The organism is Corynebacterium sp. CCUG 61414 (assembly GCF_024453945.1).
In the GTDB taxonomy this organism is placed as follows: Bacteria; Actinomycetota; Actinomycetes; order Mycobacteriales; family Mycobacteriaceae; genus Corynebacterium; species Corynebacterium pseudogenitalium.
Window position 1 is genome coordinate 386253 of sequence record NZ_JAGPYU010000001.1, and the last position, 20015, is coordinate 406267.

At 55.1% G+C, this 20015-nt stretch carries 20 protein-coding genes and 1 tRNA gene; 10 read left to right on the forward strand and 11 right to left on the reverse strand.

What is annotated here, in order from left to right; genetic code table 11:
• Positions 1-12: 12 nt before the first annotated feature.
• From KBX14_RS01855 to acnA, 5 genes are all read right to left on the reverse strand, one after another.
• Complete coding sequence (locus KBX14_RS01855; RefSeq protein WP_256000199.1) at positions 13-1383, reverse strand: PFL family protein; 1371 nt, start codon at positions 1381-1383, stop codon at positions 13-15.
• 12 nt (positions 1384-1395) lie between these two features.
• Positions 1396-1665, reverse strand: coding sequence for an ACT domain-containing protein (locus KBX14_RS01860; RefSeq protein ID WP_070362444.1), 270 nt, complete (start codon positions 1663-1665; stop codon positions 1396-1398).
• Between the two features lie 39 nt (positions 1666-1704).
• Positions 1705-2433, reverse strand: a complete 729-nt coding sequence (locus tag KBX14_RS01865) for a glutamine amidotransferase (protein ID WP_070362445.1) — start codon at positions 2431-2433, stop codon at positions 1705-1707.
• 26 nt (positions 2434-2459) lie between these two features.
• The gene (locus KBX14_RS01870) at positions 2460-3023 is read right to left on the reverse strand and encodes a TetR/AcrR family transcriptional regulator (RefSeq protein ID WP_070362446.1); all 564 of its coding nucleotides are present in this window, start codon (positions 3021-3023) and stop codon (positions 2460-2462) included.
• Positions 3024-3136: 113 nt separating this feature from the next.
• Positions 3137-5917 carry an aconitate hydratase AcnA gene (gene acnA / locus KBX14_RS01875; protein WP_256008161.1) on the reverse strand — a complete coding sequence of 927 codons (2781 nt, stop codon included), beginning with the start codon at positions 5915-5917 and terminating at the stop codon, positions 3137-3139.
• Positions 5918-6205: 288 nt separating this feature from the next.
• Here acnA and KBX14_RS01880 point away from each other — a divergent pair, with 288 nt between their 5' ends.
• The 3 genes from KBX14_RS01880 to KBX14_RS01890 all read left to right on the forward strand — a co-directional run bounded on the left by KBX14_RS01880 (position 6206) and on the right by KBX14_RS01890 (position 9858).
• A complete protein-coding gene (locus KBX14_RS01880) occupies positions 6206-6691 on the forward strand; it encodes a DUF6676 family protein (RefSeq protein WP_256000198.1) in 486 nt (161 codons plus the stop codon).
• 547 nt (positions 6692-7238) lie between these two features.
• Positions 7239-8786: an NlpC/P60 family protein gene (locus KBX14_RS01885; RefSeq protein WP_256041737.1), complete on the forward strand. Its 1548-nt coding sequence runs from the start codon at positions 7239-7241 to the stop codon at positions 8784-8786.
• Between the two features lie 19 nt (positions 8787-8805).
• Positions 8806-9858: a ferrochelatase gene (locus KBX14_RS01890; RefSeq protein WP_256041738.1), complete on the forward strand. Its 1053-nt coding sequence runs from the start codon at positions 8806-8808 to the stop codon at positions 9856-9858.
• Here KBX14_RS01890 and KBX14_RS01895 read toward each other — a convergent pair.
• Positions 9848-10597 (reverse strand): hypothetical protein, encoded by a 750-nt coding sequence (locus tag KBX14_RS01895; protein ID WP_070362450.1) that lies wholly within the window; start codon positions 10595-10597, stop codon positions 9848-9850. The genes KBX14_RS01890 and KBX14_RS01895 overlap by 11 nt on opposite strands.
• Positions 10598-10630: 33 nt before the next feature.
• On the opposite strand from KBX14_RS01895, the gene KBX14_RS01900 reads away from it, so the two are divergent.
• From KBX14_RS01900 to KBX14_RS01910, 3 genes are read left to right on the forward strand one after another with little or no spacing between them, the layout of a single operon-like run.
• On the forward strand, positions 10631-11476 hold the full coding sequence (locus KBX14_RS01900) for a DUF3097 domain-containing protein (RefSeq protein ID WP_256041739.1): 846 nt from the start codon (positions 10631-10633) through the stop codon (positions 11474-11476).
• Positions 11477-11502: 26 nt separating this feature from the next.
• Positions 11503-11934 (forward strand): NfeD family protein, encoded by a 432-nt coding sequence (locus tag KBX14_RS01905; RefSeq protein ID WP_070977209.1) that lies wholly within the window; start codon positions 11503-11505, stop codon positions 11932-11934.
• Positions 11934-13139 (forward strand): SPFH domain-containing protein, encoded by a 1206-nt coding sequence (locus KBX14_RS01910; RefSeq protein ID WP_176754853.1) that lies wholly within the window; start codon positions 11934-11936, stop codon positions 13137-13139. The genes KBX14_RS01905 and KBX14_RS01910 overlap by 1 nt, the downstream gene beginning before the upstream one ends.
• Here the strand turns inward: KBX14_RS01910 and KBX14_RS01915 are convergent.
• The 5 genes from KBX14_RS01915 to KBX14_RS01935 all read right to left on the reverse strand — a co-directional run bounded on the left by KBX14_RS01915 (position 13117) and on the right by KBX14_RS01935 (position 16821).
• A complete protein-coding gene (locus KBX14_RS01915) occupies positions 13117-13665 on the reverse strand; it encodes a MarR family transcriptional regulator (protein ID WP_070362453.1) in 549 nt (182 codons plus the stop codon). The genes KBX14_RS01910 and KBX14_RS01915 overlap by 23 nt on opposite strands.
• Positions 13666-13708: 43 nt before the next feature.
• On the reverse strand, positions 13709-14365 hold the full coding sequence (locus tag KBX14_RS01920) for a TVP38/TMEM64 family protein (protein WP_070363517.1): 657 nt from the start codon (positions 14363-14365) through the stop codon (positions 13709-13711).
• Positions 14366-14433: 68 nt separating this feature from the next.
• Positions 14434-14519: transfer RNA gene (locus tag KBX14_RS01925), tRNA-Leu, on the reverse strand.
• Positions 14520-14626: 107 nt separating this feature from the next.
• Positions 14627-15736 carry a quinone-dependent dihydroorotate dehydrogenase gene (locus KBX14_RS01930; protein WP_256041740.1) on the reverse strand — a complete coding sequence of 370 codons (1110 nt, stop codon included), beginning with the start codon at positions 15734-15736 and terminating at the stop codon, positions 14627-14629.
• Between the two features lie 2 nt (positions 15737-15738).
• Entirely contained in the window at positions 15739-16821 is a 1083-nt protein-coding gene (locus KBX14_RS01935; RefSeq protein WP_256041741.1) for a YncE family protein, read from the reverse strand.
• On the opposite strand from KBX14_RS01935, the gene KBX14_RS01940 reads away from it, so the two are divergent.
• The 4 genes from KBX14_RS01940 to KBX14_RS01955 all read left to right on the forward strand — a co-directional run bounded on the left by KBX14_RS01940 (position 16820) and on the right by KBX14_RS01955 (position 20008).
• The gene (locus KBX14_RS01940; protein ID WP_256041742.1) at positions 16820-17677 is read left to right on the forward strand and encodes an undecaprenyl-diphosphate phosphatase; all 858 of its coding nucleotides are present in this window, start codon (positions 16820-16822) and stop codon (positions 17675-17677) included. The genes KBX14_RS01935 and KBX14_RS01940 overlap by 2 nt on opposite strands.
• 64 nt (positions 17678-17741) lie before the next feature.
• Positions 17742-18971 carry a cysteine--1-D-myo-inosityl 2-amino-2-deoxy-alpha-D-glucopyranoside ligase gene (gene mshC, locus KBX14_RS01945; RefSeq protein ID WP_256020411.1) on the forward strand — a complete coding sequence of 410 codons (1230 nt, stop codon included), beginning with the start codon at positions 17742-17744 and terminating at the stop codon, positions 18969-18971.
• Positions 18964-19347 (forward strand): hypothetical protein, encoded by a 384-nt coding sequence (locus KBX14_RS01950; protein ID WP_070477117.1) that lies wholly within the window; start codon positions 18964-18966, stop codon positions 19345-19347. The genes mshC and KBX14_RS01950 overlap by 8 nt, the downstream gene beginning before the upstream one ends.
• Positions 19340-20008 carry an HAD family phosphatase gene (locus tag KBX14_RS01955; RefSeq protein WP_246814877.1) on the forward strand — a complete coding sequence of 223 codons (669 nt, stop codon included), beginning with the start codon at positions 19340-19342 and terminating at the stop codon, positions 20006-20008. The genes KBX14_RS01950 and KBX14_RS01955 overlap by 8 nt, the downstream gene beginning before the upstream one ends.
• Positions 20009-20015: the final 7 nt, after the last annotated feature.

Here is a 20015-nt window from a genome sequence, read left to right on the forward strand (position 1 = left end):
CCGCTGGGGTGTTTAATTCCGGAACCCGTGGACCGGCGCAGGGATGAAGCCACCGCGCTGAATAAACTCCGTATTTTGTTTTGTACCTACCTCGATTACAGGGGCGTAGCCGAGGAGGCCACCGAAGTTCACCTCGTCGCCCGGCTTGGTGCCCGGTACGGGGATGAGGCGCGCTGCGGTGGTCTTATGGTTCATGACGCCGATTGCAGCCTCATCAGCGATCATCCCCGCGATCGTTTCCGCCGAGGTGTCGCCGGGGATGGCGATCATGTCAAACCCGACAGAGCAGATCGACGTCATCGCTTCGAGCTTGTCCATACTGATGGATCCAGCGCGGACCGCGTCGATCATGCCCTTATCTTCCGAAACCGGAATAAAGGATCCAGAAAGCCCTCCGACACGGGAGCAGGCCATCATGCCGCCTTTTTTGACGGCGTCGTTAAGAAGCGCGAGCGCAGCCGTCGTGCCGTGCGTGCCAACCTGCTCTAGCCCCATGTGTTCGAGGATATGCGCAACGGAGTCACCAACTTCAGCGGTCGGTGCCAAGGAGAGATCGACGATGCCAAATGGCACTCCGAGACGTTCTGAAGCAAGGTTGCCAACCAGCTGGCCTGCGCGGGTGATCTTGAACGCAGCCTTCTTGATCTCTTCAGCTACCTCGTTCAAGCTGGCTTTTCCGAGCCGCTGGATCGCATTGTCGACGACACCAGGGCCTGATACACCAACTGAAACAACCGCGTCAGGCTCCTCAATGCCATGGAACGCTCCGGCCATAAATGGGTTATCACCCACAGCATTTGCGAACACAACAAGCTTTGCGCACGCAATCGAAGAACGGTCTTTGGTCAGCTCCGCTGCCTCTTTCACGACGCGCCCCATCTTCGCGACAGCATCCATGTTGATACCAGCACGGGAAGTAGCGATGTTCACCGAGCCACACACGTTCTCCGTGACGGTCAATGCCTCCGGAATGGACTCGATGAGACGCATATCAGAGGTGGTTGCCCCCTTTTCAACGAGCGCCGAGTAACCACCTACGAAGTTGACTCCCAGCTCACCCGCCGCTTTGTCAAGCGCTTTTGCAATGTCGACCGGATTGCCGTCCACCCCAGCTGCGACCAAAGCAATGGGAGAAACGGAGACTCGCTTGTTCACAATGGGAATACCGAGTTCGCGTTCAATGTCCTGGCAAACTTCTACCAGACGGGCTGCCTTCGTCGTCACTCTGTCGTAGACCGCCTGGCACGTTGCATCCATAGTGGGACGTGTACAACCGATGAGTGAGATTCCCATTGTTACAGTACGAATGTCCAGCCGGTAGTCCTCAATCATCTTGATGACGTCAAGAATGTGTTGGGACTTGAAATCAAAATCAACAGCCACAGCAACCCCTCCCTAGATTTCGTTCATGGCGGTGAAAAGGTCCTCGGACTGGATCCGAACAATGACCCCCAAAGATTCACCAGCTGCTGAAAGGTGAGTTTGCAGTGATTCCATGTTTACATCGCCTTCGGGAAGTTCCACACGCATGATCATGGTGAAGAAGTCATCCATGAGAGTTTGGGAAACGTCTACGATATTGAGGTTTACCTCAGCCGCGGCGATCGCAACTCCTGCGATGATGCCTACACGGTCTTTACCTGTGGTTGTGATGATTGCATGCATAAGTAGGAATTCTAGCTACCAGAAACAAGTTGTTCCTACTCAACCCACGCAGTATTGCGTAAATGATTGTAAAATTCTGTTTGCCCACGAAACATCGTGAAGAGGCAGCCCCTTTACGATCTTGTCGTAGTCTTCCGGAGAGAAGTACCCATAGTTAGCGAAGAAGTCCATTCGAGTCTGCATTGCTTTGGCATCCATCTCCGCATGAAATTGCGTCGCCCAAACATGATCACCGTACCGAATCATCTGAACCGGACAACTATTCCCAACTGCCAATATCTCAAGTGAGGGCGGGAGGGTGGACTCGTCAGGATTCTCGGTATGTCCGGTCAGCGCTGTGAAATTTCCGGGGAACCCCTGAAGCAGTACGTCACGTTTACCGGCGTCTGAGAGCGAGACCTGTGTCGGGCCAGAGTCCTCTGGATGCGTGTGAACGATGTTTCCTCCGAGGTAGTGCACCAGCCAGCTCGTTCCGAAACAAACGAAGAACACGGGTTTTCCAGATTCCACAACCTCAGTGAGCACAGCATCTACATGCTGCGCCCACGCTGAGGTATGTGCATCTGAAACGTTTAAAGAGCAGCCTCCAACGATCACGCCTTCAACTGAATCCAGTGACTTCAGCTGGGCGTGCTCGTCAGAGATATGACAGAGCTCTATAGCTGTCTGATCCATCTTCGTCGCTTTGAGTACGTCGTTGTACTCGGCGTGAGCAACGTCAGCACCGATCTCACCATTTCGCAGCGACACCATAAGCAACTTAGACATGACGAACAGTCTATATCGCCCGGTAGCTAGCTAGAAACTGAAGATCGAACAGACTGCTCGACAACGTCTAGCATTGCTTCCAGCTGCTCTGGTGGCTCACCTGCGGCCAATTTGATTATGAACCCTTCCAGAACTGTCTCTAGATAGGTCTGCATTACTTCAATTGGCACATCTTGCCGCATCGCCGTATTCGATTCCAGCCTTTTCCGCACGGCCTCATCAAGTACTTCCTGGTGCTTCCTCCACCGAGCCTCAAATGCAGGATCCGTGCGGAGCTTTCGAACAATCTCAGAACGCGTCACGAACCAGTCATTTTCTTCCGGATGTTGCAAGAGGTCGTGCATAACTTCTACGAGCCCCTGTCGGCTAACTACCTCAGCTTGGCGTTCAGCGTCCTCGCTGGCGATGGCGAGAAACAACGTTTCCTTGTCTACGAAGTGATGAAAAATAGCACCACGCGTTTTGCCAGTGGCCTTTTCCAAACGAGCTACGGTAGCTCCTTCAAACCCATACTTGGCGAAGCATGCTCTCGACGCATCCAAGATTTCTTTGCGACGCCGCGCGAGCTCTGCATCACTAATGATCGGCATAGTCAGGCGCCCAACCTTTCGAGCTACTTAATAATTGCATTGGAGAAAAAGAAAGACTTAAGGGGTCACCACATACCGCGGAGACCCCTCAAGCGTGTTACGTAACTACGGTGTTAGTTCTTGACCATCTGGCGAAGAACGTACTGCAAAATACCGCCGTGACGGTAGTATTCAGCCTCACCTGGTGTATCTACGCGGACTACAGCGTCGAATTCTACGGTCTCGCCGGAATCCTTCGTTGCGGATACACGGACGGTCTCAGGGATCGTTCCGTTCTCATTGAACGCTGTGATGCCGCTAATGGAGATCGTCTCTGTACCGTCGAGCCCGAGCGATGCGTGAGACTTTCCTTCTGGGAACTGCAGTGGAAGCACGCCCATGCCGATGAGGTTCGAACGGTGAATACGCTCGAAGGACTCAGCGATGACAGCGCGGACGCCGAGCAGCTTCGTGCCCTTTGCGGCCCAGTCGCGGGAAGAACCAGTGCCGTATTCCTTGCCTGCCAGGACGACAAGCGGAATACCAGCGGCCTGGTAGTTCTGTGCAGCATCGTAGATGAATGCCTGCGGTGCACCTTCCTGGGTGAAGTCGCGAGTGTAGCCACCAGCGTCTTCAACAAGCTCGTTGCGGAGACGGATGTTGGCAAAGGTACCGCGAACCATGACCTCGTGGTTACCACGACGTGAGCCGAAGGAGTTGTAGTCCTGGCGCTTGACGCCGTTTGCATCGAGGTAGTTTGCTGCCGGCGTACCTGGCTTGATGGACGAAGCAGGGGAGATGTGGTCCGTCGTTACAGAGTCACCCAACTTGGCAAGGACGCGAGCACCATCGATGTCCGAAACGTCGTTTGGCTCAGCTGGCATTCCATCAAAGTACGGGGCCTTGCGGATGTACGTGGAATCGTCGTTCCACTCGAATGTCTTGCCGGTTGGGATATCCAGATCCTGCCACTGCTTGTCACCTTTGAAGACGTCGGCGTAGTCAGCCTCGTACATCTCACGGGAGATTGTGCCAGCAATGGTGGATTCAATCTCCTCAGTTGATGGCCATACATCCTTCAGGAAGACGTCGTTGCCATCCTGGTCCTGGCCGAGTGGCTGGGTCTCGAAATCGAAGTCCATCGTGCCAGCGATGGAGTAGGCGATGACGAGCAGAGGCGAAGCCAAGTAGTTCATCTTGACGTCAGGAGAAATGCGGCCCTCGAAGTTACGGTTGCCAGACAGGACTGCGGTCGCGGTCAGGTCGTACTCGTTGATAGCGTCGGAGACCTCTGTTGGCAGAGGACCAGAGTTACCGATGCAGGATGCACAGCCGAAGCCGGTGAGGTAGAAGCCAACAGCCTCGAGATCCTTCCAGAGATCGGCGCGTTCGTAGTAGCCGTCGACAACCTGGGAACCCGGTGCCATGATTGTCTTAACCCATGGCTTCGCCTTCAGACCCTTTTCCGCAGCCTTGCGTGCGAGCAGAGCAGCGCCAACCATGACCGATGGGTTGGAAGTGTTGGTGCAGGAAGTAATAGCTGCAATCGCAACCATGCCGTGATCCAGGGTGTACTCGCCACCCTGCGGCGACTCAACGATAACGGGCTTCGAAGCACGACCCTCTGCGCCGACCGCTGCAGATTCTCCATTTGCAGGCCAGGACTGATTGAAGTCAACTGTCTCAACCTTCGCCGCACGAACTGGCTCAAAGGTCTCGTTGCCAGCATCGTTGTAGTCCGGCAGCTGCTTACGGAAGGTGTCCTTGGATTCGGACAGGAGGATGCGGTCCTGCGGACGCTTCGGGCCAGCGATAGACGGAACGACCGTTGAGAGATCAAGCTCCAAGTATTCGGAGTACTTCGCCTCTGGAGCGTCCTGCTCAAGCCACATGCCCTGAGCCTTCGCGTATGCCTCCACACGGTCGATGTCCTCCTGGGAACGACCGGTGAGGTGCAGATAGTTGATGGTCTCTTCATCGATTGGGAAGATCGCACAGGTGGAGCCGAACTCAGGCGACATGTTGCCGATCGTCGCACGGTTTGCAAGCGGGATCTGCTTTACACCATTGCCGTAGAACTCGACGAACTTCTGAACCACGCCATGCTCGCGCAGCATCTCGGTAATCGTCAACACAACATCGGTAGCGGTGACGCCGGCAGGAATCTCACCGGTGAGCTTGAATCCGACAACGCGTGGGATCAACATCGAAACTGGCTGGCCAAGCATTGCAGCCTCAGCCTCAATACCGCCAACGCCCCAGCCCAGGATGCCAAGGCCATTTTCCATGGTGGTGTGGGAGTCGGTACCAATACAGGTGTCTGGGTATGCAACGCCATCGTTATCGAATACAACACGGGAGAGGTACTCAATGTTGACCTGGTGAACGATACCGGTCCCCGGTGGCACAACGCGGAAGTTCGAGAAGTTCTCAGCACCCCAACGCAGGAACTGGTAGCGCTCCTCGTTGCGTTGGTACTCGATTGCGACGTTCTTGTCGAGAGCGTTGGTGGAACCGAACGCCTCGATGATCACAGAGTGGTCGATGACCATCTCGGCTGGGTTCAGCGGGTTGACCTGATCAGGATCACCGCCGAGTGTGGAAACTGCCTCACGCATGGTGGCCAGGTCCACGACACAAGGAACACCGGTAAAGTCCTGCATAAGGACGCGGGCAGGGGTGAACTGAATTTCTACAGATGGCTCGGCATCTGGATCCCAGTTCGCAATAGCCTCGATGTGTTTCTTGGTCACGTTCTTGCCATCCTCAGTGCGGAGGAGGTTTTCACCAAGAACCTTGAGGGAGTATGGAAGTTTCTCCATGCCTTCAACCGCATCAAGTGCGAAGTAGTCATAAGACTTCTCGCCGACCTGAAGCGACTTCTTGGCGTTAAAGGAGTTCTTGCTTTCGGTCACAGTAAGCTCCGTTTCTCGTCGTAAACCAGATAAATTGGAACAAGGTCCAAACGGTCAACCTCAAAGATATGCGATTAACCGCCTATGCGTAGCAATGATAACAGTACGGATGTAATGTTTGTTGTCCAACAGGGAAGATTTGAGAAAAAATGGAGCTAAACCCCCCATTTGGGGCACAACCCAACAATCTCCGCAGTTAAGGCGAACTGTACGGGGGAGTACAAGGTGATTATCGCCATACAGGATAGAATGAGGGGCCCATCGACCACAGAGGAATGTAGCCGCGACATGCAATACCAAAATCCAGACCCACGATTCGATAGCCTTGTAGATCAGCTCAATATTGACGGTATCGCATTCGAGACTGCCAATGAAGGCACCGGCAGCCTGGAACAGTCACTATCTTCCACCTTGTCGAGCGCGCATGATCATTCTGGCCTTAATGTGGGGCTCGTTTTTCTCGACTCGACGCCTCCCCGCCTTCCTGAGTTAAGAGATCTGGCGCAAGACCTCAATCTTGCCACCGGAATCGAAACTATCTATATCCGAACGCCCGATGTCGCCATTGCTACATCAGAAAAGTTTCCACGGTCCTCAATCGAGGCTGGCCAGCTCGCCTCTGTACGGGCCTCAAGCTACGAAGATGGGGTGGCGCAGTTTCTGCAAGAGGCATCCTCTAGGCAGCTTGATTGGATTTCGGTATTGATTGCGGTTGCAGTAGTCCTCATCGTCACGTGTGGAGCCACCGCTATCCAGAATTGGCGTCAGGCGTAGAGCCTTGACGTTTCGATTAGCGACTTTTAAGTGACAATAATCACACTGCCACTTTTGTGCCTACATAATCCAAGGTTAGAGCTCTCGTCGTCAAGTGAAAATCCTTAACTTCTGTTACTGAAGATAAAGTTTGTGTAACAAATCAGTTAAGTGTCGTATGGTTTGTTTGTTGCCTCATGAGCTGAGGTGTGTTGCAAACGTGCCAGAGCTTTCCTCTAGTCAAGGAAGTTGCACTGACTTTTGACACGTGTGGTCCAGTCAAACCACGTCTATGTTTGCGTCGTACACAACCGTGAGGTTGTTTTCAGTAGTCGATTTAACAGAGCCGTACTCGTCTCAGCACGCGGAGTCTTCACAGGTCGGGTTTGCCTGACAGCGAGCTAGTCACTCGCTTGCTTGCCCGGCGTGAGACTTTGCATGAGTTGATGTTGGGTGCGGCGTGAGGAGCACCTTCGTGGTTACCCCGTCGAAGAGCACGCGAACGCGTGCTCGCCAGGTTTGGTCCAGCACCCTTGCTTGTTCAACCAGTTTCGCGTTGGCTTTTTCATTGAGCTCTCCTGTGGGCCCTGCTGTTGCTGCTCCCGCAGCGCAGTCAACTGCGTCTGCTCTAGTAGCCAAGCTTTCAGCATCGCAAGCTGAGATCGCCGAACTAGACCTGAAAATTGGTCAGCTGCGGGAAGCGGCAAATCGTGCTTTTGTAGACCTCCATGATGCTCAGTCTCGTTCTGAGCAGGCACGCCGCGGTGCTGAGGAGGCGAAGCGTCGTCTGGAGGAATCGCAGGCGGCAGTTGAGAAAGCTCGTGCTGAGCTATCCGCAGTGACTCGGTCGCAGTATCGCAACTCCGCTGGTGGAAGCCCGATTCAGGCACTCGGTGGAGAGCAATCGCAAAAGGATGTACTTGACCGTTCACTCTTTCTCCGCCAACGAAGCGAGGAAAAACAGCAAAAGCTCGCCGAAGTTGAGCAAGCACGCCTCGAGGCTGCGAACGATGAATCTCTGCAGCGCCAGGCCAGTGAAGTTGCGCAGCAGGCTGCGGACGAAGCTGCGGCCGCAGAATCCGCTACGCGTGATGAGCTTGCCTCTCTGTCTTCACAACTAGACGATGTCATTGAGCAGCGCGAGGCTGCATCTGCGGAGTTGAACAGCATCGAGAGCGACGTCGCGCAGGAACGTGGCATCTCAAATAACCCTGCGCCGCAGTCAGCTGAGGTTCAGGAGACTCCAGCTGAAACGTATGAGGTTTCGCCTGAGCTTCTTGACGCCGTCGAAGAACGAATGAACGAAATTGCCCCCGGAGCTGAGGTTTCAAATGAACAAGCACTAGTACAAGCCGTGAATACGGCGCAGCGTACAGGTGGATATGTGGAGGTCTCCAACCAGGCAGATACGCCGCGGCTCGAGTACTCCGAGGGGAGCGATGTCACTGACTTGCTGACCCAAGCGGCAACCATCGTCGCTTCTGAAGCCCTCGTTGGTTCCTCTCAGCCTGATCACAGCGAAACAGCGAACCCCTATGGAGGCTCGAGCACAAGTGACGTCATTGCTGCTTTCGCACAGGGGCTAAATAGTGTTCTGGCTGCTGATTCCTCCGCTGGTCAGCCTGACTCTGCTACTTCCGATCTGTCGCAGGTCGTTCCTGCAGTTGGCACTTTCGAGTCGATTACGAATGAAGTTCGGTCTGCCTTAGCACCGTCGGCAAATTCCTCGTCTGTAGAGACAGTAATCGCACGTGCCGAAGCGATGATCGGTACGCCGTATGTTTGGGGCGGTGGTGACGCGAATGGTCCAACCGTGGGTGTGAATGGCGGGAGCATGTCTGGATTCGATTGCTCTGGGCTTGTACTCTACGCCTTTGCTGGCGTAGGAATTTCGCTGCCGCACTACACGGGCTACCAGTACCAGCGAGGAACTCCAGTTGCGCCGAGTGAAGCACAACGTGGCGATCTCTTGTTCTGGGGCCCTGGCGGCAGTCAGCACGTGGCAATTTACCTCGGCGACGGCATGATGATCGAGGCTCCCCAAGCTGGCCAGAATGTTCAGATTGCTCCAGTTCGTTGGTCTGGTATGTCAGCGAATGCAGTCCGTCTGCTTTAGTTCATTAGAATCATTCCCCATGGCATTCAAAAATTTCGATGCGTTGCTCGTGCTCTCTTTCGGTGGACCAGAAGGGGAGGACGAAGTAATTCCATTCCTCGAAAATGTCACACGCGGCAGGGGCATCCCGAAAGAGCGGTTGAAAGTAGTTGGTGAGCACTATTTCCACTTCGGTGGAGTGAGCCCAATTAATGGCCAAAATCTAGAAATCATCGAGCAGCTTCGTGCCGAGCTGAGTAGGCGGGGGCATAATCTTCCGGTCTATTTCGGAAATCGGAATTGGCATCCTTTCGCGGAAGATACCGCACGCGAAATCTCAGAAGCTGGGCATCGGAACATCCTTGTTTTCGCTACGAGCGCTTGGGGCGGTTACTCCGCTTGCCGTCAGTATGATGAGGATATTGCTCGGTTGCACCAGACACACCCTGAGCTGCATTTCACAAAACTGTGGCAGTTCTACGGGCACCCAACGTTTGTCCGGCTCATGGGTGATTCGTTGAAGCAAGCAATGGAGTCACTTGATGACAAGGCTTTGCGAACGACCCGGATCCTCTTCTCGGCGCACTCAATTCCCACAGCTGCAGATGCCGCCGCTGGCGGCCACGAGGACGCACATCTTTACTCGCGACAGGTCCTTGAGGCTTCGCGCCTCGTCGCCGAGCATGCAGGAGTAGAGACTTACGAAAACGTTTGGCAATCGCGTTCCGGCAACCCGCAGACTCCGTGGCTAGAGCCCGATATTATCGACCGCGTCAAGGAGCTCCATCAACAGGGAGTCACTCACATCGTTTGCGTGCCGATCGGGTTCTTGACTGACCATATGGAGGTTGTGTGGGATCTCGATACCGAATTGAAGGCTGAGTGCGACAAGCTCGGCGTTGAATTCACCAGGGTCCCGACTATCGGTCTCGAGCCGCGGTTCGCATCGATGATCGTTGACATTGCAGAATGCATTAGCCGCGGCACGACGCCTCCTACGCTGTCCACGATTTCGGTGCAGGGCTGCACCGAAAATGGTGTTCCTTGCCACACTGATTGCTGCGCTCCGATTCGTCCGCGCGTTACCGAGTAGCCCGAAAATCGCGAACGGCTTCCGCAACGCCTGCTGTTCGCGCTCTTCGGATGCTCCTTCCCAATACGAGCAAGTGCTGATCAAAAGAGTGATCTCCCAGCCGATCTGTCACCGTCTCAACGATCGCCGAGACTCTATCCGCGCGCGCAAAAATCTGCGCTGCCCTTGGCGTGGTGGCAATTGGCAATCCTGGGGTGTCATAGAAATCGGTGATATGGCCGACCGTCAGTCGGGGTGAGGACAGCGTTTCGTTGGGCTGGGCGACGGCCTCAATCATCATCGCAGCTTGATCTGTTGCGCTTCTCAGCATTTGGTCGGCCTCACCAGGAGATAGCCAGTCTGGTTCGGGTGGGCGTCGATAATCCTCGAACCAACGCCAGTGCACGCCGTCTGTTTCGAAGCTCGGAATGAGAATGTGATAGAGCCCTTCTGCCCCGATGATGATCAAGGCTCCTGCATCCGTCATTGCTTCCGCCGCTGCTGTATGAGCCCACAGAGCAGGAGTGTCGCCCGCTCCACCTAGGACTAGCCGCACGACCGGCTCGCGGGACTCAAGATTAGCTACCCTGCGAATTTCGGTGAGCAATTCTACGCCCCCACCGGTGCCATAATGGTGGCCTCCACCGAGCTCGTCAAGTGCTGCGAGCGTTTCGTCTGTCGACGTCACGTGATACAACCACGCTGCGATCCACACCGCAGTGTTTTGCAGTGGCGAGTAAACATGCGCGCGAAGATTCATTCGTCTGATGGTAACCGATAGACTAGTGCCACTATGACACCGGATAATCGTTACAGCGGAGATATTTTCCAAGGGCATTCGCGCAACAAGAAGCCCAAGTATCCCAGCATCCCCGCAGAGCCAGGCATCATCGTCGAGATTGTGGGCGACGAATTCGTGGGAGCCGTAGTTGGTTTTGAGCGTACGTACGACGGTGATTTCGTTCGTCTCGAGGACAGGCACGGACAACAACGCCTTTTTAAGATGCTTCCCGGAGCCTTCGAAGTAGAGGGACAGCGAGTCTCCTTACACCGCTATGTCGCTCCGCAGCAGGAATCGAGCACCCGCTCAAACTCCGGTTCACGAGAAGTAGTTAACGCGAAAGCGAAAGTTGCGCAGCCTAGCCGTATTTGGGTGGAAGGTATTCACGACGCCGCTATCGTACAGAAGGTATGGGGGCACGACCTCAAAGTCGAAGGTGTCGTCGTTGAGTATCTTGAGGGGCTTGACAACTTGAGCGACAGGCTGGAGGAGTTCCACCCGGGACCGGGGCGACGCATCGGTGTGCTTGCTGACCACCTCATCGACGGCACAAAAGAGTCCCGCCTCGTCGAGGGGGTAGGCCCACACGTACTTGTCACAGGCCACCCATACATCGACATTTGGGAAGCCGTAAAGCCGGAACGAGTTGGGTTGAAGAACTGGCCAAAGGTGCCTTACGGAGAGGATTGGAAGACAGGGGTTTGCCAACGTGCCGGGTGGGGCAGCCCGAAGGATGGCTGGCGGCGTGTCTACGATGCTGTCGAGACATACCGAGATCTTGATTCCACCCTTATCGGCGCAGTTGAGCGACTCGTGGATTTTGTCACCAATCCGCAGCTTAAGAAATCCGACTGCTGACCGAATCGTTTTTGTATAGTGAAGCCGTGGGTAGTCTTATTTGGCTAGGCATTGCCGTAGCATTCGCAGTTGCTGAACTCGCCGTAGGGGAGTTCACGTTCCTCATGATTGCAGCAGGGGCGCTTACTACGTCTGCTATTGCGCTTGCCGGGGTGCCTTTGGGGGTTGAAATCGGGGCGTTTGTAGTTGCTTCGGCCGGTTTCTGGTTCCTCCTCCGGCCTTACTTGCACAGGCGCTTGCGCCGCCCATCTGCGGTGGGGGAGCTTGGCCAATCACTCATTGGCGCGAGTGCACAAGTGGTTGAGGAGATCACGCCGAGCAGCGGTCAGATTCAACTGGACGGATCGCTTTGGTCCGCGAGAGCAATTGATCCAAGCCACACCATTAAGTCTGGTTCCACAGTCATCGTTTCAGATATTGACGGCCCAATCGCCGTCGTATGGAAGGAGTCGCCATAATGGCCTTGGTAATACTGGGGCTGCTGCTCATCTTGGTAATCGCGGTGCTGCTCGCATCTGTGAAGCTAATCCCGCAAGGTGAGTCAGCAGTTATTGAACGTCTGGGGTCCTATACACGGACCGTTTCCGGTGGGCTAACACTACTGGTGCCGTTTATTGATCGTGTTAGAGCGCGCGTTGATACGCGCGAGAGGGTCGTTTCGTTTCCTCCGCAAGCAGTAATTACGCAGGACAACCTCACCGTCGCAATTGATATTGTGGTGACGTTTCAGATTAACGATCCGGCAAAGGCTATTTACGGCGTCGATAATTACTTGGTAGGTGTTGAGCAAATATCCGTCGCGACGTTGCGTGATGTCGTCGGCGGGATGACACTTGAGGAAACGCTAACCTCGAGAGAAACTATTAACAGGCGTCTGAGGGGTGAGCTTGACGCTGCTACCGCCAAGTGGGGACTGCGTATTAGCCGCGTTGAGCTGAAAGCGATTGATCCGCCACCATCTATTCAGCAATCGATGGAAATGCAGATGAAAGCCGACCGCGAAAAGCGCGCCATGATCCTTACCGCCGAAGGTAAGCGCGAGTCGGACATCAAGACTGCCGAAGGTGAAAAGCAGGCACGAATCCTCTCTGCTGAAGGCGAGAAGCACGCTGCTATTCTCGCGGCTGAAGCTGAGCGCCAGGCGATGATTCTACGCGCGGAAGGCGAGCGTGCGGCGAAATATCTTGAGTCGCAAGGTGAAGCGCGAGCCATTCAGAAAGTCAACGCGGCGATCAAGTCCTCAGAGGTGACGCCGGAGATGCTTGCGTACCAGTACCTGGAGAAGCTGCCTAAGATCGCGGCCAATGAAGCATCAACGATGTGGATGATTCCGAACAGCTTTGGCGATTCTTTGGAGCAGTTCGCCAAGGCGTTCGCTGGCAAGGACAGCGACGGAGTGTTCCGCTACGAACCCCAGCGTGCAGATTCACAAACGCGCGCTATGGCCGGCGAAGACGACAGCACGGACCAGTGGTTTGATACCTCCACTGATCCCGAACTTGCTCGGGCACTTGCAGAGGCGCGTGCCGTCGCGAACAAGCACGTCGACGACCCGGATCCAACAAGCGCATTCGACGAAGTCTCTACCCCAACCGAAACGCCGCAAGTTGCCCAAAAGGGCGAACACCGGGCAATTGAATCTAATGACTCGCGCGACGCATAAGGTGTAGCGCGAGTTTCCAGCCAGCCTGCTCGGCCTGCCACCCGGCGGCCTGCAGGCGCTGGCTCATTGCCTGTTTAGAAATACCTAGTTGCGCTGCGGCTTCATTTTGGTTGAGCCCAGAGCGCACGAGCGATGTGGCTTCGCGGCCTTCAAACGTTCGCTTATGCAGAATGTGCGCCAGCAGGGCAAACGTCGCTGAGATGTCTTCTGCCTCGGTGTCAGGCGCATGAGCATCCGTGATAACTTTCACTTGCGCTGCACGTGTGCCGACAGCCTCAGTGGCGGCAAACTCTGCACGTCGCCTGCGCGTGATTCCCAGGCCGACAGCCCAATTACCATCTGACAGCAGCGCCATAATGAGGTTAAGTGCCGTCTCCGGCCCATCCACTGTTGTGCGGATATCCTCAACGCCAATGACTTCGAACGGCGAAACACCCGGAAGCGTCGAGAGCGCGTGAGCCGAGGACTCGACGAACGCGGCGCGACCTTTTTCGCGACCACGGTAACGTGCATGCACAGCAATCATGCGTACATACTAGCGTGCTTCAAGAAAGTACACGCTCGAGCCTTTACTCTTCTATTCGACGCGGCTTCGCCGGGTGGCGCGCGTCGATAATCAGTCCTGTCACGCCAAGAACCGATAATGCAAACACTGCGCCGAGAAGTACTGGGTTTGCATCTCCGCTCAACGTGTCTCCGAACAATGCAACGAGAATCGTGTTAGGAGCCGAGCCGATGAGCGTTGCCCCCATGAACGGCAAAAGCCGGACTCTACTTAGCGCTGAAGCGTAGTTCATGACCGAGAAAGGGATACCGGGGATGAGTCGCAGGCTCATTACAGCCAGCCAACCGCGCTGTTCCAACCGTTCATTAATCATGTGAAGCTTGGGGTGAGAAATTTTGCTCTCAACCCAGTCACGTAAAAGAAACCGCACAACAGTTAGCGAAAGACCTGCTGAGGCCGTCGTTGCGGTGATAGCGAGCAGAATCCCAAACCAACCACCGAACAGAACACCGGAGGAAATGGTGAGCAACGTACGGGGGATCGGGAACTGTGTGATGAGTACGTAGAGCAACCAGAAAACGACTGGGAACCAGGCTCCCGTACTATCAGCCCACTCGCGAAACGTCGACAGCGAAGGTATTTCAAAGAAGCGCCACACCCACAGTGCAATTGCGAGAAGTACCAAAATGACCATCACGCGTAGTGGTGACTGTTGGCGCATCCGTTTGCCCTTCGTCTTTAAGTGCGGCCTAAACAAAAAACCGGCTTCCTGGAGGAAGCCGGTCATTGTGCCCGGAGGGGGACTTGAACCCCCACGTCCGTTAATAGGACACTAGCACCTCAAGCTAGCGCGTCTGCCATTCCGCCACCCGGGCTGGGTGTTTTGCTTTCAACCTCTCGGCTGGGCACTTGCACTACTATAGAGTGACGTTGATTCAAGATGCAAATCGCCAGTACAAGTGCCCAAACGTAGGCCACCAAGCTAGTCGGAGTTCAAGGCGATCCAGGGGAGTTCGGAGCCAACAGCATCTGTAATATTGGAAAGTCCATGGGCTTTAAGCTGCTTCTGTAAGTCCTTGTGAATTCGGTAGATCCACCCCGGACCACCGTAAATAAACGGCGTATACCCCTGGAGAAGGCTTGCGCCGGATGTAATACGCTCCCATGCCTGCTCTGGTGTCGAAATGCCACCGGAACTGACCAGTACGAGTTGGTCGCCGACTCGCGCATGGAGACGCCGCAAAACCTCCAGCGCGCGGCTGTTGAGCGGCGCGCCGGAAATACCACCCGCCCCCATGGCTTCCACTTCGGCAGCATCGGTTCGAAGGCCTTCGCGGGAGATGGTCGTATTGGTCGCCACGATGCCGGCAAGGTTCAATTCGACGGCCAGATCTGCAACTGCATCGATATCCTCGTCGCTGAGATCAGGAGCAATTTTTACCAGCACAGGCGTCGTAGTTGCCGTAGTAACCACGTCAAGGATTGGCCTCAACGATTCAACTGACTGAAGGTTGCGAAGCCCAGGGGTGTTTGGGGAAGAAACATTGACCACAAGGTAGTCCGCCAGAGGGCCGAGCACAGTCGCGGTAGCTCGGTAGTCGCCAACTGCGTCCTCGGAGAGCTTATTTTTCCCGATGTTGATTCCAACGATCTCAGGAGTCTTCCGGGCTCGGAGACGCTCTGCAATGCTCAGCGCGCCATCGTTGTTGAAGCCCATTCGGTTGAGGATCGCTTTGTCCTTCGGCAAGCGATAGAGCCGTGGACGTTCGTTTCCGGGCTGCGCCTTCGGGGTCACAGTTCCTAATTCCGCATAACCGAAACCGATCGCCGACCACGTGTCCGGAGCTTCCGCGTTCTTATCGAATCCTGCAGCGAGACCCACCGGGGCGGGGAAACGCACGCCGAACAACGTCTGCTCGAGAAGCGGGCCGTCGACACGTACGACACGAGTCATAGCTCGGGTGAGGGGAGTTAGGCGTTGTAGGGTTTTCAGTCCGCCCATGATGATGTCGTGGATGCGCTCAGGCGGAATTGTAAACATTCCCCGAAGTGCGAGCCCATATACCGTGTCGTACAAATTGCGTTGATTCATTTCTATTTGGCCTCAATGCTTTCAGTGGAAACTATTTGCAGGCCACTACCTGACGCAGATCCGATAATGAGTGTTCCGTCAGAGAGCGCTGCAATACTTTGTGCATCTGGAACTGTACTGACCTGAGCACGTTCAACGGGGACGCCGTGGGAAATGTCATAGGCAGTCGCCAGGTTCCTTTCGGTTGAAGTCACCCACGCAAGCTTATTAGCGCTATCCCACGCGACGTCCCACGCTCCGGAGGGCACCGGCACACTCTGCTGGAGACGGATGACTTCATTGGTGGTGTACACGAGTAGCTGGTTACCCGTCGCGTCCGCAGCGAGCACCATACCGTGCTCTCCAGCAGCAACCTTGCCGACGCCAAGCCCAGCACGCAACGTTGCCCCCTGACGTCCTGTGCCCCAATCAAGGTCCTGAATGGTGGTGTCAAATGTGTTCACGCGCACAACGGAATCGGCACCACCATCTACCGGAACAGCCTGCAGCTGGTCAGTTTCGCGCGCGACAGAAAACTCCTTTTTGAGCTCACCGTTGCTATACAACCACACTGACTTCGCACTGTCGCTTCCGGCTAAAACACTGCCGTCCGAGGCGACTGTTGCCACAGTCACCGGGTGGTCGGTAGCAACTTTTTGAAGCCCCTCTTTGTTAATGATGGCAATGAAATCTCCGCACCCTACCGCAAACTGACCAGCGTTTGCCGAGACTTCACCGCAAGCATCCTCCAACTTGAACTCTTCTACTCGGTTTTCTTCGAATTGTGCGCTGGTCCCAACGTAAAGCGCATCCGGGGTGCGCACACCAATCAAGTCGTTCGTTTGATCCACATCGACGATGGTGCCAAATTGAAGCAACTGGCCGTCAGGATGTGCCGAAGGGGGTGACGCAACTGGTTCAGCGCTACCCATACTTATGGCGTCATTTGGGTCAACGACATCAGGAGTACACGCCGCAACAGCCAAAGCTACGGCCATAATGGGCAGCATTAAGGCGACTTTTCGTTTTGTTCTCACGGAGGTCAACCTTATCAATGCTGTACGCATGTGGGGATTTTTCTCCGCACGGGTAAGGTTTTCCAACATGATTGCCGCCTCTCAGTTAGCAGAGTCAATGACATGGGCTCAAGTGATTGTCCTCTCGGTCGTCCAAGGCTTAACCGAGTTCCTTCCAGTCTCATCGTCAGGCCACCTCCGCATTGTGTCCGAGCTTTTGTGGGGCGAGGACGCTGGCGCGAGTTTTACCGCTGTCATTCAGCTCGGCACCGAACTCGCTGTGCTGGTCTTCTTTGCGAAGGATATTTGGAGGTTCCTCTCTGGATGGTGTGTCGGACTGTTTGATAAGACGAAGCGCGGGTTCGATTACCGGATGGGGTGGATGGTCATCGCTGGCACTATTCCAGTCGGGGTGCTTGGCTTTGCTCTGAAAGACTTGATCCGTGAGAACTTCCGTAACCTTTGGATTACTGCAACGGTTCTCATTTTGTTTTCGTTCGTGTTCATCTTGGCGGAAAAGCGCGGGACGAAAAAGCGTAGCTTCGAGCAGCTGACAGTAAAAGATGCCATCGTGATGGGCCTGTGGCAGTGTTTAGCTCTCATTCCGGGTGTTTCGCGTTCAGGCGGCACTATTTCGGGCGGTCTCTTTTTGAACCTTGAGCGGGAAGTAGCAACTCGTTTTTCGTTCCTCTTAGCTATCCCGGCTGTGCTCGCATCAGGCATCTTCTCACTACCGGATGCGTTTGACCCGCTAGCAGGGCAAGCAGCAACAGGTCTGCAGTTGCTCGTCGGAAGCGCTATCGCATTTGTTTTGGGATATATTTCCATTGCTTGGCTGCTGAAGTTTGTTTCGCACCACTCATTCTCCTGGTTTGCTGCGTACCGCATACCTCTTGGCATCATCGTGATGGTGCTGCTGGCTACCGGAGCTATGCAGCCGGTGTAGGCAATGCTTGCCTTTGAACGCCGGTAACCGCGCATCATGAGCGTGCCGCGGTATGGTGGTCACTATGCATTCTTGGCCACAACCTGTTGTCCCTGCTGTCTCTGGTACTCCGGTGCCGCTGTCTCTGTATGACACCGCAGATAGGGTGGTAAAGCCCGTTAACACAGCTGCCCATCACTCGGGGAAGGTGGGGATGTACGTCTGCGGCATCACCCCATACGACTCCACTCACCTTGGACACGCAGCTACGTACCTCTCCTTTGATCTCGTCTATCGTCAGCTCCTTGCTAACGGCCACGACGTTCATTACGTGCAGAACATCACCGATGTCGACGATCCATTGTTCGAGCGCGCGGAGCGAGACGGCGTCGATTGGCGCGAGCTGGGAACGGAACAGATCAACCTTTTCCGCAGCGACATGGAAGTGCTCTCCGTCATCCCGCCTCAGGACTATGTTGGCGCGATGGAGACCGTCGATGAGGTCATTGAGATGGTGCAGCGCTTGCTCGACGTCGGCGCAGCGTACCGCCTAGACCACGGTGATATTTACGCTGATATCACCGCAACCAAACAGTTTGGATACGAGTCAAACATGACGCGCGAGCAGATGGAGCATTTCTTTGCCGAGCGCGGGGGAGACCCTGACCGTGAGGGGAAACGAGACTCACTCGATGCGCTGGTGTGGCGTGGACACAGGGAAGGGGAGCCCGCGTGGGATTCTCCCTTCGGCCCCGGCCGCCCAGGTTGGCACGTCGAGTGCTCTGCCATCGCTGCGAACCGTCTCGGCGTACCGTTTGCAATCCAAGGCGGAGGCTCGGACCTAGCGTTTCCACATCACGAGTTTTCTGCCGCGCATGCTGAGGCTGCGACTGGAGAACAACGGATGGCACACCACTACGTGCACGCGGGAATGATCGCGCTTGAGGGAGTGAAGATGTCGAAATCTCTCGGCAATCTCGTCTTTGTGCACAAGCTAACAGAAGAGGGACACTCAGCGTCTGCGATTCGCCTTGCCGTCTTCTCCGGCCACTATCGCCAAGACCGCGATTTCTCCTACGAGGCACTCGATCAAGCAGAGCATCGACTCAAGTCGTGGCACACAATTCTTTCTCAGACAGATCAGCAGTCTCGCGTGGAGCAAACAATTCAAGATTTGCGCCAGGCCCTTGCTGACGACCTCGACACACCAACTGCGATTCAAATTATCGACGCCGCCAAAGGCGATTACAACGGGTTACTTCGACAAGCTATCGAAGGCTTACTCGGTGTAAAGGTAGGCAGCAACGATGAGTAGTCTCCGATCCACATTCCAATCCGATGTCGACGAGTTCATCGAGGATTTGAGGGTGTTTGCATCCGGTGAATATTTGCAAGAGCAGGACCTCGAACTCTGGGAAGCCCCATTTGACCCTGCCGTATTACCTGAGCTCCGTGAAATCCTCGAGATTTTTCTCGACACTGCGTCGCTCGTCGCGCAGCCGGTTGACGACGCCACCATCAGCGACCTCTACACGGGCCTCATTGCTAATCTTGAAGAGTTCAACGCTAAGCATCAATATGCCGTGCTCGAGCCAGAGGAGATGTCGGACATCGAGGGAATTTTCGCGAAGGTCTCGGCACAGATTGGCGCGGATCCATCCGTCGTCCAGGAGCTGTTCAATCGTGAGTAGGGTTCGCGCTCCCCAAGCTGTGCTGTGGGATATGGATGGGACGCTCATCAATACCGAGCCGCTTTGGGCGCAAGCAACCTTTGAGCTGTCTGAGTTTTTGGGCAAGAGGCTTTCTGCGGAGGAGCGTCGAAAAGCGGAGGGCGTCAGTTTCCCCACAGCGTTGAGCATCATCACTACTTGGACCGGGTATTCCTTGCAGCCCGGAGATACAGAGCGGCTGAAGCGGTGGATGCAAGAACGGATGCAGCAACTCCTAGGGCAAGGTATTGAGCTGAACCCGGGAATACGCCACGTCCTTGACATACTGCGGGACCATGGCATTCCGATGGCCATTGCGACGAACACGGAACGCGCGCTCGCTCAAACCTGCATTGACTTCATCGGAAACGATTACTTTCAAGCAACCGTGACTGGAGATGAGGTATCCAACCCAAAACCAGCTCCGGATATGTATCTGAAAGCAGCGCAATTGGTTGGTGCTGAGCCGTCGCGCTGTATCGCAGTTGAAGACTCTCAGGCGGGAATGCAAGCAGCGATTAGGGCAGGTGCACGGGTGCTCGGCTTGGCCGACTATGTCCCGAAGCCGGCCACAAGAATCACCTTCAGCGATTTACAGTCTGCGACACTTCATGATGTTGCAAGGTGGTATTCCGCGCCATAAACCGCGC